The sequence below is a fragment of the Pseudomonas fluorescens genome, assembly GCF_902497785.1.
Taxonomy (GTDB): domain Bacteria; phylum Pseudomonadota; class Gammaproteobacteria; order Pseudomonadales; family Pseudomonadaceae; genus Aquipseudomonas; species Aquipseudomonas fluorescens_BO.
Genome location: NZ_CABVHK010000005.1, coordinates 278,279 through 292,720, shown reverse-complemented (window position 1 = coordinate 292,720; position 14,442 = coordinate 278,279). Strand labels below are relative to the sequence as shown.

The following is a 14,442-nucleotide window of genomic DNA, read 5'->3' as shown; positions in this document are numbered from 1 at the left end:
TGCACGATGCTAGGAAACGTAGGTGGTGAAATATGCACGCGTCTCTAACCGCCCACCCCACATATTGTTTGCCACTCCGACTGCTTCATAGGTTTTGCCGAGAGGTGGTTCGCTTGAAGCATTTACAGTCCAGTAGTAGACAGTATCGTCGTCTTTTTTTGGCCAGCCCTGCTTGGTCAAATCCCCCCATTCCGAGCACAATGTTCCAACCTGCCTGTCGCCAGGTCCACCTCGATTGCTCATGATATGTACGTCCGGCAACGTTCCTCCCGCCTGAGCCTGGCGGTGAGTGAAAGTTGCATTTGACGGCGTGCTGAACCAGTAGAGAGGATTGATCAAGTAGGGCACTTCCGCACCCCGACTGTCTTCAATCTTCAGAGCTATGCCTGCTTTCCGTAATAATGTCACCACCAAACCATCAACCGTTGCCGCGGTACTACCGAGAAGATCTATTTTATACGGGGGAATTCCGCCTTCAACGACGAATTGCACTTTAGCCCCTGGAAAGGCTGTTCGTGGTGCTGCTTCGTGATCTTCGTACTCATGTGGATCATGCTCGGGCGACAGAATAACACCGCGCAATTTCAAACTGGATGGCGTGGTATGTTGAATCGAAATTGACTGCGAAAATGTGCCGGTTATATCAAAGCATGCAACAGAGAACTCGTACTTAGTACCAGGCGCCAGATTGTCCACAACCTGCGTCAGTTGACCTGTGGTTGCATAAATACCACCGCCATCGGAAACCTCACTGTTAATGGGCTCTACGCCACCAGTGGAAGCCTCCCAGCCCAGCGTCACACTGCCCGTATCGTCCTGCAGTACCCGCAAGCCTGATGGGGATGTCAGTGGCTCAACCGATGTGTTGAACGGGACATACTCGGGACGTGAACGCTGCCCCAGTTGATTTTCAATCTGCAAACGAATTAGATACTGGGTGTCAGGCAACAAATTTTCGATTTGCCACTGCTCACCCACGACTTCCTGTTCAGATGCCCCAGAAAGACCAATAAAACTTCTGTAGGCATTACTATCAGTGGGTAATTTCCACTTCGCTAACGCAGAATTGTTATTGATATTGTTTACTATAAAGTCTTCCGGCATGCCCGGACGAACAGCATTATCATTCGAGTTGTAATTCGTCATTCTCATCGTCTCACAGATTATATGTTCAATTACTTTGGGTGTTTTGCAAAACCAGTAAACACTTGGCTGTGAGATTTATCTACTATCACAAATAACAGGTTCACCTGATTTATTAAAAAAAAGAAACTGAAATCTTAATGACCGCAGCAACCGGTACATTCCGTGGTGAGGTCAACAAGTATCAGGAATTGAGCGTGACTGAGCGGTGGCTGGCGCCGAATCTGGGTTACGACAACTAAGATCAAAAGATCGCAGCCTGCGGCAGCTCCTACAGAGTTATGTGTACACCCTTGTAGGAGCTGCCGCAGGCTGCGATCTTTTTTGAATTGTCTATGCTTACTCTTCACACATCGGTGACGAGGGGTTTATGGACGATCCAGTCGACAACAACAAGCCGCCCACTTTCTGGCAGATGCTTCACAGCGTGATGGCGGCGGCGTTCGGGGTGCAGAGCGGGAAGAACCGGGCCCGGGATTTCACTCACGGCAAGCCCAGTCATTTCGTCATGTTGGGGGTTCTGTTCACGGCGGTCTTTGCGCTGTCGCTGTTCGGCATCGTGCAACTGGTGTTGCTGCTGGCCGGGGTTTAGCGCATCAGGGTTTGCAGGCTGAAGGGATAGCGATAGGACACTGGCCGCCCCTTGGCCGAGAGCTTCTGGAAATCCACCCCGTAATCCTGTTTGACGCCCAGCGTCATCAGGCGTCTGGCCTGTGCCCGGTCAATCAGCTGCAACAGCGGAATCTGCACATCGCGACCGCCGTATTGGCTGATGTCCACACCCTGGTCGTAGTCGTGCAACTGCACGAGGGCCCAGCCACCCAGGCTGAAATGCCCGCCCAGCAACACGCTGAGTCGACCGTCCAGCAACGCCTGCAAGGCCATCGGTGAATTATTGATGGTTCCAAACACGGCGTCCCTGCCCGGCAGGCGGCCCGTTTCTGCGTACGCTTGCAGGGCGCCGGCGAACATTTCGTCGTTGGCGGTCCATATCAGCGAAGCGTTCGGGTAACGCTTGAACAACAATCTGCCCTGCTCATAAGCGCGTTCACGCGTCCATTCGCCATACACCAACTGCCGCAGCCGCACCTCGGGATGCTCGGCCAGCGCACGCATCAGGCCTTTTTCACGCAATTGCGCGGCGGGGGTAATTTTCAGTCCGGAAAAAGCCAGTAACTCGATCACCTGGCCTGCCGCGACCGGAGGATGCAGGCGAATCAGCTCCTTGAGCATCAGGTAGCCACCCTCTTCATCATTCGGCACGAGGCTGCCCAGCCAGTCCGGGTGTTGATCAGGGTGCGCACCGAGCAGGCGCACCTGATCCGGGGTCAAGGCATTGTTGACCATAAACAGCTTGACCCCGCTGCCCCGTGCCAGGCGCAGGATCTGCGGCGCGATGTACTGCTCGTTGACGAACACCAGATAGTCCGGACGATTAGGCCCTTGCAGCGCTTCGCGCGCCTGTTTCAGGGTGTTCTCACTCTTGCGGTCCGAGTATTGAATGCGCAGGTCCACGTGCAGTTCGGTGGCGGCGGCCTGCATGAATCGCGAATAGCTGACCCAAAACGCTTCCCCGGTGGTTCCGGGATTGAGGAACAACACCGATTCCGCACGCGCAATAGGGCCGTAGAGGGCGCCCAGCATGAGCAGGCAGGTGCAAAAAAACTTTAACATTTGACGTCCGGGCCCTCGAAAATTCGCCGCGCATTATAGCCAGCGAACGTTCGAAAAACGGCATTTGATGCAGTTATTGTCCGACAATCGTCGGCACCGGGCCCGAACGGGGTCGGTTATTGATGGCTGACCCAGAAAACTGCCGTCCCCACGACCAATATGATCAGAAACAGAATGGCCCAGGCATCGACCGTACTGTCAGGCTTTGAAGCTTTGGTAGGGTTGCTCATTGCATCGCCTCTTGTCGGTTTTATCGGTGATTGCATAAAGACTCGACCACAGTTAAGACGATGATTGCCCACACCACAAATACGGGTTTTACCAAAACGATTCTCGTTAGTCGTTTTGGTTCTTTACATATACTCAAACATCACTTTTGCGCATAACTCCAAACTGGTATCTTGCCCCGGCTCCGTAGGGAGTGCGCGGCCGTGCGCGCAGAATTGCCGAGGCAGTATCGGAGACTTCAGCAAGCGAAAACGCCACTGGATCCGACCGGCCCAAGCCTGAGAACAGGACTTATATGTACGTATACGACGAGTACGATCAGCGGATCATCGAGGACCGCGTCAAGCAGTTCCGGGATCAGACCCGACGCTATCTGGCAGGCGAGCTGAGCGAAGAAGAATTCCGCCCCCTGCGTCTGCAAAACGGGCTTTATGTCCAGCGCTTCGCGCCGATGTTGCGAGTGGCGGTGCCTTACGGTCAGCTGACTTCGCGCCAGACGCGAATGATGGCCAAGGTTGCCCGCGACTACGACAAGGGCTATGCCCACATCAGTACCCGCCAGAACGTTCAGTTCAACTGGCCGGCGCTGGAAGACATCCCGGACATCCTCGAAGAGCTGGCCACCGTGCAGATGCACGCGATCCAGACCAGCGGCAACTGCCTGCGCAACGTCACCACTGACCAGTTCGCCGGTGTCGCGGCCGATGAGCTGATCGACCCGCGCCCGTGGTGCGAGATCGTGCGCCAGTGGACGACTTTCCACCCGGAATTCGCCTACCTGCCGCGCAAGTTCAAGATCGCCATCAACGGTTCGACCTCCGACCGTGCTGCCATCGAAGTCCATGACATCGGCCTCGAGCCGGTGCACAACGCCGCTGGCGAGCTGGGTTTCCGGGTACTGGTCGGTGGTGGCCTCGGGCGTACCCCGGTAGTCGGCGCCTTCATCAATGAATTCCTGCCGTGGCAGCACTTGTTGAGCTACCTCGACGCCATCCTGCGTGTGTACAACCGCTATGGCCGTCGCGACAACAAGTACAAGGCGCGGATCAAGATTCTGGTCAAGGCCCTGACGCCTGAAGTCTTCGCGCAGAAAGTCGACGCGGAAATGGAACACCTTCGCGATGGCCAGACCACGCTGACCGAGGCTGAAGTCCATCGTGTCGCCAAACACTTTGTCGACCCGGACTACAAGGCGCTGGACAACCAGAGCGCCGAACTCGCCGCGCTCGACCAGCAACACCCGGGTTTCGCCCGCTGGCGCACACGCAACACCCTGGCGCACAAAAAGCCGGGCTATGTCGCCGTAACCCTGTCCCTGAAGCCGACCGGTGTTGCGCCGGGCGACATCACCGACAAGCAGCTCGACGCCGTCGCCGACCTGGCGGATCGCTACAGCTTCGGTCAGCTGCGCACCTCCCACGAGCAGAACATCATTCTGGCCGACGTTGAACAGTCGCAACTGTTCGCGATGTGGGGCGAGTTGCGCGAGCAAGGTTTCGCCACGCCGAACATCGGTTTGCTGACCGACATCATCTGCTGCCCTGGCGGTGATTTCTGCTCGCTGGCCAACGCCAAGTCGATCCCGATCGCCGAATCGATCCAGCGCCGTTTTGACGACCTGGATTACCTGTTCGACATCGGCGAACTCGACCTGAACATCTCCGGTTGCATGAACGCCTGTGGTCACCACCATGTCGGCCACATCGGCATCCTCGGGGTGGACAAGAAAGGCGAAGAGTTCTACCAGGTCTCCCTCGGCGGCAGCGCCAGTCGCGACGCCAGCCTGGGCAAGATCCTCGGCCCGTCCTTCGCCCAGGAAGCCATGCCTGATGTGATCGAGAAGCTGATCGACGTGTACATCGAACAACGTACCGAAGACGAGCGCTTCATCGACACTTACCAGCGTATTGGCATCGACCTCTTCAAGGAGCGTGTCTATGCAGCGAATCATTAAGAACAACGAAGTCGTCGACGAAACCTGGCACCTGCTGCCCAAGGATTTCAACATTGACGAGATCAGCAACTGCGACGACTACATCGTCCCGTTGACGCTGTGGCGCGAACACGGCCGCATGCTCAAGGCCCGCGACGGCGGTCTGGGTGTGTGGCTGGATGCTGACGAAGAAGCCGAAGAAATCGGTGACGACGTGGACAACTTCCAGGTTATCGCCCTGAATTTCCCGGCCTTCACCGATGGCCGCAACTACTCCAACGCCCGCTTGCTGCGTGACCGCTACGGTTTCAAAGGCGAACTGCGGGCGATTGGCGACGTGCTGCGCGACCAGTTGTTCTATCTGCATCGCTGCGGTTTCGACGCCTTTGCCATTCGCGCCGATAAAGACCCGTACGAAGCCCTTGAAAGTCTCAAGGATTTTTCGGTGACCTATCAGGCCGCCACCGACGAACCGCTGCCGCTGTTCCGTCGCCGTTGATCGTGATGCCTTGAACCCCTTGCGGGGTTCAAGGCTCGTCGGTTGTTACGTCGGATCCCCTACGGCCGGAAATGGCCGCCCCAACGTCACCCAGTGGGCGTAAAGTCGCGCCCTGTCCTCCAGGGTTTTGAACGCTGCAAGCGGGTCGTCGCGCAACGGCACATCCTGGGTCAATCGCCCCCACAATTCATTCGAAGCATCTGCTTCAGTCAATAACCGCCATACCCGGGTTTGAAAATCCAGATAATTGACCCGGAAATCCGCGGTGAGCGTCAGGGTATTGATGATCCCTAAAAATCGTGCGCCGCTCGGCCTGAGCGCCAGTTGTTGCCAAATCGCTAATCGGGCATTCGCTGGTCCATCTGCAATGCCGTTCAACCAGACCGCAGGGTTGCCATAATTGGCGTCCGCCACGCTCCGCCAAAGGTTAATGCCCGTTTGCTCCCGATGCGTCACCAACCGCTGCAAGGTATCTTCGTCGGTGATCGGGTTGCCCCCCAGTATCACTCGATCCCGGGCAATCGCCTGACTCAGTACCGCCGGCGGCACGCGTGTGATCTGGTTATCACCCAAATCCAGCAGCGTCAAATAGGGTCGATCCATGATCCCGGTCGGGCAGACTTTAATCCCTGTGTTGTTCAAATTCAGAGACCGCAGTTGATACAGGCTCATCACCAAGGGCGGATCGCCCAAGGGGTTATCGCTCATGTCGAGGTGTTGAAGATTGGTCAGGTCATCTAACTTCCCGGCATTGCGCTCACTTAATTTCAAGTGAGTGTTGCGCAAGTTCAATGAAGTGAGACGCGTTAACTCGGGAATAATGACGGGTAGTTCACCATCCTGTAGCACGTTGGCAATTTCAAACCGCAAGTCCACGTCTTCCAGATCCAGCGTCTGCAGATTGGGAAAGGCCTCAAGAAACTCATCCAGGCTGGAAATCACGTTCATTTGAAAATTGCGCATATTCAAACCGACGACATCATTCAGTCGAACGTTGAACCCGGGTAAACGATGAAAGTTTTCATTTTCCAGGTTCATCGTGAAGCCGACTGTATGGTTACCCGAGTAGCGGCTATGTGGCTGCGGAGGACGCTTACGCCACACGGAAATAAGTTCGTCAGCCAGTTCCATTCGGGTGTTCACCTCATTTGTCATTACCTCCTGGATCAATGCGGCATTATGGGCTGCCAGTTGCGCGGCATTCATACCGGCTGCCTCGGGATCGCCGGCGTTCAGTAGAGGTACGCCCATATCGCTGATGTCTTGCGCCACCCGATTAATCCAGTCGTTCATATCAGCGTACAACTGCTGAAGTTGAATTTTTAATCGAGCGATATGGTCCAGGTAACTGCCGCCCATTCGCGCCAGTTCCACATCGGCGTCTGCATCAGTGAGCTCGGGATAGACATCCCTCAGGTACAACCTTTTCATGGCTTGCGGGAAGGCTTCGTCTACAGGTGTATTCGGAAACCCTCCACCCTTGAGCCCCTGTGGCTCAAACGCGAGTCCCGAGTTCATTCGGTCCAGGCCAGTTGCCAACCCGGAACGAGACAGCGGGTGTTCACTGATTTGAAGTTTCAGCTCGGCGCCGGGATCTTCGGACAGCAGTTGCAAGGCCGAGCGTTCGTCCCTGGACAGGGCCTGTGCGACCGCTCCGTAGAAATTCGTCGCACTGACAGCAGAAGCCGACTGATACAGCTCCTTGACCTTGATCAGACGCAGGCCATCGGGCGAGTCGATTGGACCGGCACGATCCAGCACTCGCCCGCCCAGCGAACCGTCGAGCACTTCGATTCGCAATCCTTTGGGCCATCCCGGCAGATTCACGAGTGAGTGCAAGGCCAGCGTGTCCGATTCAGCACTGGTGACGGAACGAAGATAGAGCGCCTCATAAGCCCGATTGAGGCGCACATGCTGCTGGTAGTGGCGAGCCTTGCCGTCCAGTTGACTGAACAGCTCCTTGGCGAGTTCAGGGTCGGGGGCCGCCTTGAAATCGCCGCCGTAGCGATCGAACATTTGCTCCACCGCTGATTTGGGCAGATCGGGGTAGGTCCGTTGAAACAGTTGCACCCATGGGTGCTCCGACTGCTGAAGCGCCTGATATCGACGGTTGAATTCGGCCGGCGCAGTCGATGGGTCGCCCAGTGCTGTAACTTCTTGATCGATCCTGAATCGATCCACGATGTCGGCCAGAAGCGGCGTCGGCGCACGCCCGGCCTGCATCAGCCGCAGCATGTCGTTATCGACGGCGCTGACCTTGCCAATCTGTGCCAGCACTTCATCCGTGAAGGTCCCGGCCGGGGCACCGACGCCGCGCAGAAGGTCTACTCGCGTCAGCATCGGTACTTGCGGTTGCAGGGGCGCTGGGGGCGCCACGTGTTCTTCGATCGGCTGGCTTGAGCCGCCGCTGTCGTGCTCCAGCTCTGTCAGCTCAGCCAACTGCGCCCCGTCTTTGCCAAGCGAACCCACGGCAGGTATCAGCGGCAGCGCATTGAGCACACCGAACACGGTTCGGGTCACACCCTGCGAACGCTGACTGGCAGTCTCCCCGTTGACCGCCTGATCCAGGCCATACCCGACGTCGATCATCCCGGCGAGGACCAACAACCCCTCCCCTCCAGGCACAAACAGCGCCAGCGGGCCGAACTGATTGACCCACTGGACAATGGGCTCGACGATGGCGCTCAAATTGGCGCGATTGACATCGGCGTCGTCGCGGATGATCTGGTTACTGGCGATGGCCGACTGCTTCATGCTGAGGACCAACTGCGCGAACGAATCAGTGCTCGAGGAAGTCATGTCGATGTCGATGTAATCGGCCGGGTCCCAATAACCGTCGTTGTTGAAAAACCCCGATTCTTTGGTCAGGTGATACTGGCGCGGATAAATCGCCATGCCCTCCAGCGCCGTGAGCACGCCCGCATGAAACGTCCCGTCTTCGCGATCCTCATCAGCGAAGTGCGCAGCCACTGCCTGTCGGGTTGCGGCTGTTTTTCCCTGTTCAACTATCCATTGGTGCAGTTGGCCGCTGTTGGCGAACTCATGCAGCGGTGACGAATTGCCGGGGATATACAACAGCACGCGGCCGGTGGATCGGTCGCGGTAGCACCAGATATCCCTCGCGGTGTATCGATAGAGCTTTAATCGACCGCCCTCGACGCCGGCAGACAGCCGCGTCGAAGCTTGCAGCTGGCCCATTGTCAACGCGTCCCATGTTTGATCGGCCGGCAATCCCGCCGCACGCATCGCCAGCGCCAGGCCTTTTGGGGACACGCTGTTTTCCTGATGTTGCAACCACGCGGTCATGACAAAAGCAGCCTTGGCCGAGGTTCTCAATGGGTAAGGTCTGGAAGCTGCAATGGTTTCGTCCGAAGGCCAGGACCGTTGCAGGTAGGATTCATACAAATCCTTCAAATCCAGTTCCCAGACCCATTTCTTGAAATCGGCCGGTCTCAGCTTGATTTGGGTATCAGGCCCATAGGCTTGCGGGGTTGTCTGGCGATAAATGCCTTCGTAAGTACGATGATTACCGCTGCCGTGATCAGCGAATTCGTCGACATTTTCGACAATACGAACAGCTGGCCCGACATCTGGCGGCGTATATAAACCAAAAGCGGTTTCACCAAAGCGCCCGTCGCCGACGGTCTGGTAATTGGAAAGCAGCGTTTGCACCAGCGTGCGCGAGCTCCCCACTTGCCCTTGATGAATGCCGTTCTGTGCCTCGTGGCCCCGGTAGTCGTAATCGAGGGTCACCAGCAAGGCCGTCTGCGGATCGATGTCCGCGCCCCACTTTTGCCTGATCAGATGACCGCCAAACTGGCCGGGGGTTTGCGGCAGCGCGGTGTCCACCGCCGCTTTCAATTCGTCACGCATTCGCAGGGGTAGTGTCGGGTACGGGGGAGACACTTGATGGGGCGAAAACATAGTCATGATGCATTCCTTTGCAGTCAATTCAGAAACACTACCCTACCCAATCCGGCCTCGGTCCACCGTCGGAGTGATCGACAGCACTGTAGGGAAAGTTCGCTGCGAATGGACAGACGTATTGCAGACGAAAAAAAACCGTGGAAGGGTCCACGGTTTTTTGTAGGTAATGCCGTTCAGGCTTCGGGGGTTACCAGAAACGTTGCTGGGTCAACCGGCTCCACCAAGTGAGCAGAACGCGGTCGACCGAGCCGCTGGCCGCCATGCCGATGCGCTCTTGCAGGCTTTTGCGTTCGGCATAGTGCAGGTGGTACAGCTCGGATTTCTTCGCCCGTTCTGAGAGGTATTCGTCACTGGTCTTGAGCTCGTCCACCAGTTGCAGGTCCAGCGCGGCAACGCCGAGCCAGATTTCGCCGGTGGCCACCTCGTCGATGGCCAGTTGCGGGCGATAGCGGGAGACGAAATTCTTGAACAGCTGATGAGTGACGTCGAGGTCTTCCTGAAACTTCTCGCGGCCCTTTTCAGTGTTTTCGCCAAACACGGTCAAGGTGCGCTTGTATTCGCCGGCAGTGAGCACTTCAAAGTCGATGTCGTGCTTCCTGAGCAGGCGATTGACGTTAGGCAACTGCGCCACCACACCGATCGAGCCGAGAATGGCGAACGGTGCGCTGATGATCTTCTCGCCAATGCACGCCATCATGTAGCCACCGCTGGCCGCGACCTTGTCGATGCACACGGTCAGCGGCACGCCGGCGTCGCGGATGCGCGCCAGCTGCGAGGACGCCAGGCCGTAGCTGTGCACCATGCCACCGCCGCTTTCGAGGCGCAGCACCACTTCATCCTTTGGCGTCGCCAGGGTCAGCAGCGCAGTGATCTCGTGGCGCAGGCTCTCCGTGGCCGACGCTTTGATATCGCCGTCGAAATCCAGCACGAACACCCGGGATTTGGCCTCGGGTTTCTTCTTCTGTTTTTTATCAGTCTTGGCTTCGACCTTGCGCAGCGCCTTGAGCTGGTCCTTGTCGAGCAAGGTCTGCTCCAGGCGTTCGCGCAGCCCTTTGTAGAAATCATTCAGTTTGCTGACTTGCAACTGTCCCGCCGACTTGCGCCGACCTTTGCTGCGCAACGCCGCAAAACTGGCCAGGACCACCAGAATGGCGATCACCAGTGTCACGGTCTTGGCCAGGAAACTGGCGTATTCGGACAAAAACTCCACAGTGACTCCTTTAGTACGATGCGCAACCTGAACCTGCGCGGATACCACCAGCATACCCATGCCCCGGTCTGGCGGCCAGTCGGGAAACCTCTGGCAACAGGCTAAAACGGGGCTTTCAAACAAGCGTATGTTTTTTCATTGACAGCTCACCGTCATCCTCATAACCTCGCCGAACCTTCAACGTACCGGGATGACGCGGACGTGGGCAGCATCTATTTGATTCGACATGGCCAGGCCTCCTTTGGTGCAGACGACTATGACGTCCTGTCGCCGACCGGTATTCGCCAGGCAGAAGTCCTCGGTCAGCACCTTGCCGGGCTGGGCATCACCTTTGATCGCTGCCTCGCGGGCGACCTTCGCCGCCAGCAACATACCGCCAGCAGTGCATTGGCGCAGTTCGCTGCCGTGGGCCAGCCGGTGCCATTGGTGGAAACCGACTCGGCGTTCAACGAGTTCGACGCCGATGCGGTGATCCGCGCGCTGTTGCCCGCCATGCTGGACGATGAGCCCGACGCACTGGAGGTCTTGCGCAATGCCGCGCAAAACCGTGCCGAATTCCAGCGGATTTTCGCCCTGATCATCGAACGCTGGCTGGCCGGCACCTATGACACGCCAGGCCTTGAAAGCTGGCTGGGCTTTGTCGAGCGTGTCCAGGCCGGACTCCAGCGCATCCTCGAAAGCGCCGACAACACTCAGAAAATCGCCGTGTTCACCTCCGGCGGCACCATCACCGCCCTGCTCCACCTCATTACGCAAATGCCGGCAAAACAGGCCTTTGAACTGAACTGGCAAATCGTCAACACCTCGCTCAGCCAACTGAAGTTTCGTGGGCGCGAGTTGGCATTGGCTTCTTTCAACAGTCAGGCGCACCTGCAACTGTTGAAAGCCCCGGAACTCATCACGTTTCGCTGAGTCCGGACTATTGTGACCCTGGCTGTAATCACCCAGCTCTAATTACCCAAGAAAGGATCGAACCATGACCTCCGTAGCCGACGCCGTACAAGCAATGAAAGCCAAGTTCAACCCAGCCGCCGCTGCCGGTCTGGACCTGGTTTTCGGTTTCCGCATCGACGACACCAAAAACTTCTCGCTGATCGTCAAAGACAGCACTTGCGAGCTGCAAGAAGGCGAAAACCCGGACGCGCAGGTCACGCTGGTGATGGACGGCGAAACCCTGCAAGGCATCGTCAGCGGCGAGACCGACGGCATGCAAGCGTTCATGGGCGGCAAACTACGCGCTGAAGGCGACATGATGCTGGCGATGAAATTGTCCGAGCTGTTCCCGGCCTGATTGCGCCGCTCCCTGCACAAGGGAGCACGCCTGGCTGCAAACGAATCCCGCCCCTCGTGGCGGGATTCGTCGTTTTTAACGTAGGAGCTGCCGAAGGCTGCGATCTTTTGATCCTGCTTTCCGTGGCAGTAAAGATCGAAAGATCGCAGCCTTCGGCAGCTCCCTACACTGTCCATCCAGCGATCTGTCCGAGCGTTAAAACAGGCCCACTGCGCATTTGCCGTCCGCCTGGCTGCAAACGAATCCCGCCCCTCGTGGTGGGATTCGTCGTTTTCAACGTGGGAGCTGCCGAAGGCTGCGATCTTTTGATCCTGCTTTCCGTGGCAGTAAAGATCGAAAGATCGCAGCCTTCGGCAGCTCCTACACTGTCCATCCAGCGATCTGTCCGAGCGTTAAAACAGGCCCACTGCGCATTTGCCGTCTATATTCCTTCTGGCCGCATGCGTCAGCCATCGGCTGTGCAATCCCCTTTCTTCTATAAAGGAACCGAGCGGAGAACATTGCCATGACCCCACCTGACGACTTCGACGGTTTCAACCGTCGGCGTGTACTGCAAGGCCTTTCGGCAGGTGCCGTCGGTGCCTGGATCAGCCCTCTATTCGCAGGGAGTAAAACCATGCCCGAGACCCCGGCCGACCTCATTCTGTACAACGGACGCCTGCACACCGTCGATCGCAAAAAACCTCAGGCCAGTGCCGTCGCGATCAAGAATGGACGCTTCGTGGTGGTCGGCAGCGATGCCCAGGCCATGGCGCTGCAAGGCCCCGGCACACAGATTATCGACCTGCACGGGCGCACGGTAATTCCCGGTCTCAATGATTCGCACCTGCACCTGATCCGTGGCGGCTTGAATTACAACCTCGAGCTGCGCTGGGAAGGCGTGCCGTCGCTGGTCGATGCCTTGCGCATGCTCAAGGATCAGGCCGACCGCACACCCACGCCGCAATGGGTGCGGGTGGTCGGTGGCTGGAATGAATTCCAGTTCGCCGAAAAGCGCCTGCCAACCCTTGATGAACTGAACAAAGCGGCGCCAGACACCCCGGTGTTCGTGCTGCACCTCTACGACCGCGCCCTGCTCAACCGCGCGGCGTTGAAGGTGGTCGGCTACAGCCGTGACACGCCCAACCCGCCGGGCGGTGAAATTCAGCGCGATGCCAATGGCGACCCGACCGGCATGCTGATCGCTCGCCCCAATGCGATGATTCTGTACTCGACCCTCGCCAAAGGGCCGAAGTTGCCGCTGGAGTATCAGGTCAACTCGACTCGGCAGTTCATGCGCGAGCTCAATCGGCTCGGCGTCACCAGCGCCATCGATGCCGGCGGCGGTTATCAGAATTACCCGGACGACTATCAAGTCATTCAGCAACTGGCCAAAGACCAACAGCTGACGGTACGCATTGCCTACAACCTGTTCACCCAAAAACCCAAGGAAGAGCTGACCGACTTCAAGAACTGGACCAGCACTTCGCATTACGGCCAGGGTGATGACTTCCTGAGGCACAACGGCGCCGGGGAAATGCTGGTGTTTTCCGCGGCGGATTTCGAGGATTTCCTTGAGCCGCGTCCGGATCTGCCGCAAACCATGGAGCGGGAGCTGGAGCCGGTGGTACGCCATCTGGTCGAACAGCGCTGGCCGTTCCGTTTGCACGCCACCTACAACGAGTCCATCAGCCGCATGCTCGATGTGTTCGAGAAGGTCAATCGCGACATTCCGTTTGACGGCTTGCCGTGGTTTTTCGATCACGCCGAAACCATCACCCCGCAGAACATCGAGCGCGTCAAAGCCTTGGGGGGCGGCATCGCGATTCAGGACCGCATGGCGTTCCAGGGCGAATATTTCGTCGATCGTTATGGCGCCAAGGCCGCCGAACACACACCACCAATTGCGCGCATGCTTGCCGAAGGCGTGCCCGTCGGCGCCGGCACCGATGCCACGCGGGTGTCGAGCTATAACCCGTGGACTTCGATGTATTGGCTGGTCAGTGGGCGCACAGTCGGGGGCCTGGAGTTATACCCCCAAGGTTTGAGCCGCGACACCGCACTGGAACTGTTCACCCACGGCAGCGCGTGGTTTTCGTCCGAGCAAGGCAAGAAGGGCCAGATCAAGGTCGGGCAACTGGCGGACTTGATCGCCCTGTCGGCGGACTATTTCCACATCGAGGACGAAGCGGTGAAATGGATCGAGTCGGTGCTGACCATTGTCGATGGCAAGATTGTTTATGGCACCGCCGAATTCGAAAAACTCGGCCCGCCGCCGGTGCCTGTGGTGCCGGAGTGGTCACCGGTGGTCAACGTGCCCGGCCACTGGAGACCGCTGGCGCCGATGACGGCGCAGGCTCATCAGTGTGTCGGGGCGTGCGCGGTGCATGCTCATCGCCATGAACGGGCGCGATTGTCCTCGGCACCGGTGAGTGATTTTCAGGGATTCTGGGGGGCGTTTGGCTGTTCCTGTTTTGCATTTTGAATTGAGTGGCTGTCGTACCTTGCGGGTATGACCCGCAACCTTTGTGGGAGCGAGCCTGCTCGCGATGGCGTCT

10 protein-coding genes are annotated in these 14,442 nt (G+C 57.7%); 6 read left to right on the top strand and 4 right to left on the bottom strand.

Features of this window, described 5'->3' with window-relative positions; genetic code table 11:
• Nucleotides 1-9: 9 nt before the first annotated feature.
• A complete protein-coding gene (locus tag F8N62_RS09990; RefSeq protein WP_150710807.1) occupies nucleotides 10-1,146 on the bottom strand; it encodes a fibronectin type III domain-containing protein in 1,137 nt (378 codons plus the stop codon).
• 367 nt (nucleotides 1,147-1,513) lie between these two features.
• Here F8N62_RS09990 and F8N62_RS09985 point away from each other — a divergent pair, with 367 nt between their 5' ends.
• The gene (locus F8N62_RS09985) at nucleotides 1,514-1,735 is read left to right on the top strand and encodes a DUF2970 domain-containing protein (RefSeq protein WP_150710806.1); all 222 of its coding nucleotides are present in this window, start codon (nucleotides 1,514-1,516) and stop codon (nucleotides 1,733-1,735) included.
• Here F8N62_RS09985 and F8N62_RS09980 read toward each other — a convergent pair.
• Entirely contained in the window at nucleotides 1,732-2,817 is a 1,086-nt protein-coding gene (locus F8N62_RS09980) for an ABC transporter substrate-binding protein (protein WP_150710805.1), read from the bottom strand. The genes F8N62_RS09985 and F8N62_RS09980 overlap by 4 nt on opposite strands.
• A 523-nt stretch (nucleotides 2,818-3,340) precedes the next feature.
• Between F8N62_RS09980 and F8N62_RS09975 the strand changes: the two genes are divergently transcribed.
• Both F8N62_RS09975 and F8N62_RS09970 read left to right on the top strand, forming a co-directional pair.
• A complete protein-coding gene (locus F8N62_RS09975; RefSeq protein ID WP_150710804.1) occupies nucleotides 3,341-4,999 on the top strand; it encodes a nitrite/sulfite reductase in 1,659 nt (552 codons plus the stop codon).
• A complete protein-coding gene (locus F8N62_RS09970; protein WP_150710803.1) occupies nucleotides 4,983-5,477 on the top strand; it encodes a DUF934 domain-containing protein in 495 nt (164 codons plus the stop codon). The genes F8N62_RS09975 and F8N62_RS09970 overlap by 17 nt, the downstream gene beginning before the upstream one ends.
• A 45-nt stretch (nucleotides 5,478-5,522) precedes the next feature.
• Here F8N62_RS09970 and F8N62_RS09965 read toward each other — a convergent pair whose 3' ends face one another.
• Together F8N62_RS09965 and sohB are read right to left on the bottom strand one after the other, a co-directional pair.
• A complete protein-coding gene (locus F8N62_RS09965) occupies nucleotides 5,523-9,407 on the bottom strand; it encodes a leucine-rich repeat domain-containing protein (protein ID WP_224791357.1) in 3,885 nt (1,294 codons plus the stop codon).
• A gap of 184 nt (nucleotides 9,408-9,591) precedes the next feature.
• Entirely contained in the window at nucleotides 9,592-10,614 is a 1,023-nt protein-coding gene (gene sohB, locus F8N62_RS09960) for a protease SohB (RefSeq protein ID WP_150710802.1), read from the bottom strand.
• Nucleotides 10,615-10,815: 201 nt separating this feature from the next.
• Between sohB and F8N62_RS09955 the strand changes: the two genes are divergently transcribed.
• From F8N62_RS09955 to F8N62_RS09945, 3 genes are all read left to right on the top strand, one after another.
• A complete protein-coding gene (locus tag F8N62_RS09955; RefSeq protein WP_150710801.1) occupies nucleotides 10,816-11,526 on the top strand; it encodes a histidine phosphatase family protein in 711 nt (236 codons plus the stop codon).
• Nucleotides 11,527-11,590: 64 nt separating this feature from the next.
• The gene (locus F8N62_RS09950; protein ID WP_020293838.1) at nucleotides 11,591-11,905 is read left to right on the top strand and encodes an SCP2 sterol-binding domain-containing protein; all 315 of its coding nucleotides are present in this window, start codon (nucleotides 11,591-11,593) and stop codon (nucleotides 11,903-11,905) included.
• A 616-nt stretch (nucleotides 11,906-12,521) separates the two neighbouring features.
• Entirely contained in the window at nucleotides 12,522-14,369 is a 1,848-nt protein-coding gene (locus tag F8N62_RS09945) for an amidohydrolase (RefSeq protein ID WP_150710845.1), read from the top strand.
• The last annotated feature ends 73 nt before the right edge of the window (nucleotides 14,370-14,442 follow it).

Bases quoted from the DNA above. Each gene is read 5' to 3' on its own strand.
- F8N62_RS09970 (WP_150710803.1), top strand. From the start codon at position 4,983: ATGCAGCGAATCATTAAGAACAACGAAGTCGTCGACGAAACCTGGCAC.
- F8N62_RS09975 (WP_150710804.1), top strand. From the start codon at position 3,341: ATGTACGTATACGACGAGTACGATCAGCGGATCATCGAGGACCGCGTC.
- F8N62_RS09965 (WP_224791357.1), bottom strand. From the start codon at position 9,407: ATGACTATGTTTTCGCCCCATCAAGTGTCTCCCCCGTACCCGACACTA.
- F8N62_RS09945 (WP_150710845.1), top strand. From the start codon at position 12,522: ATGCCCGAGACCCCGGCCGACCTCATTCTGTACAACGGACGCCTGCAC.
- F8N62_RS09980 (WP_150710805.1), bottom strand. From the start codon at position 2,817: ATGTTAAAGTTTTTTTGCACCTGCCTGCTCATGCTGGGCGCCCTCTAC.
- F8N62_RS09985 (WP_150710806.1), top strand. From the start codon at position 1,514: ATGGACGATCCAGTCGACAACAACAAGCCGCCCACTTTCTGGCAGATG.
- F8N62_RS09990 (WP_150710807.1), bottom strand. From the start codon at position 1,146: ATGACGAATTACAACTCGAATGATAATGCTGTTCGTCCGGGCATGCCG.
- F8N62_RS09950 (WP_020293838.1), top strand. From the start codon at position 11,591: ATGACCTCCGTAGCCGACGCCGTACAAGCAATGAAAGCCAAGTTCAAC.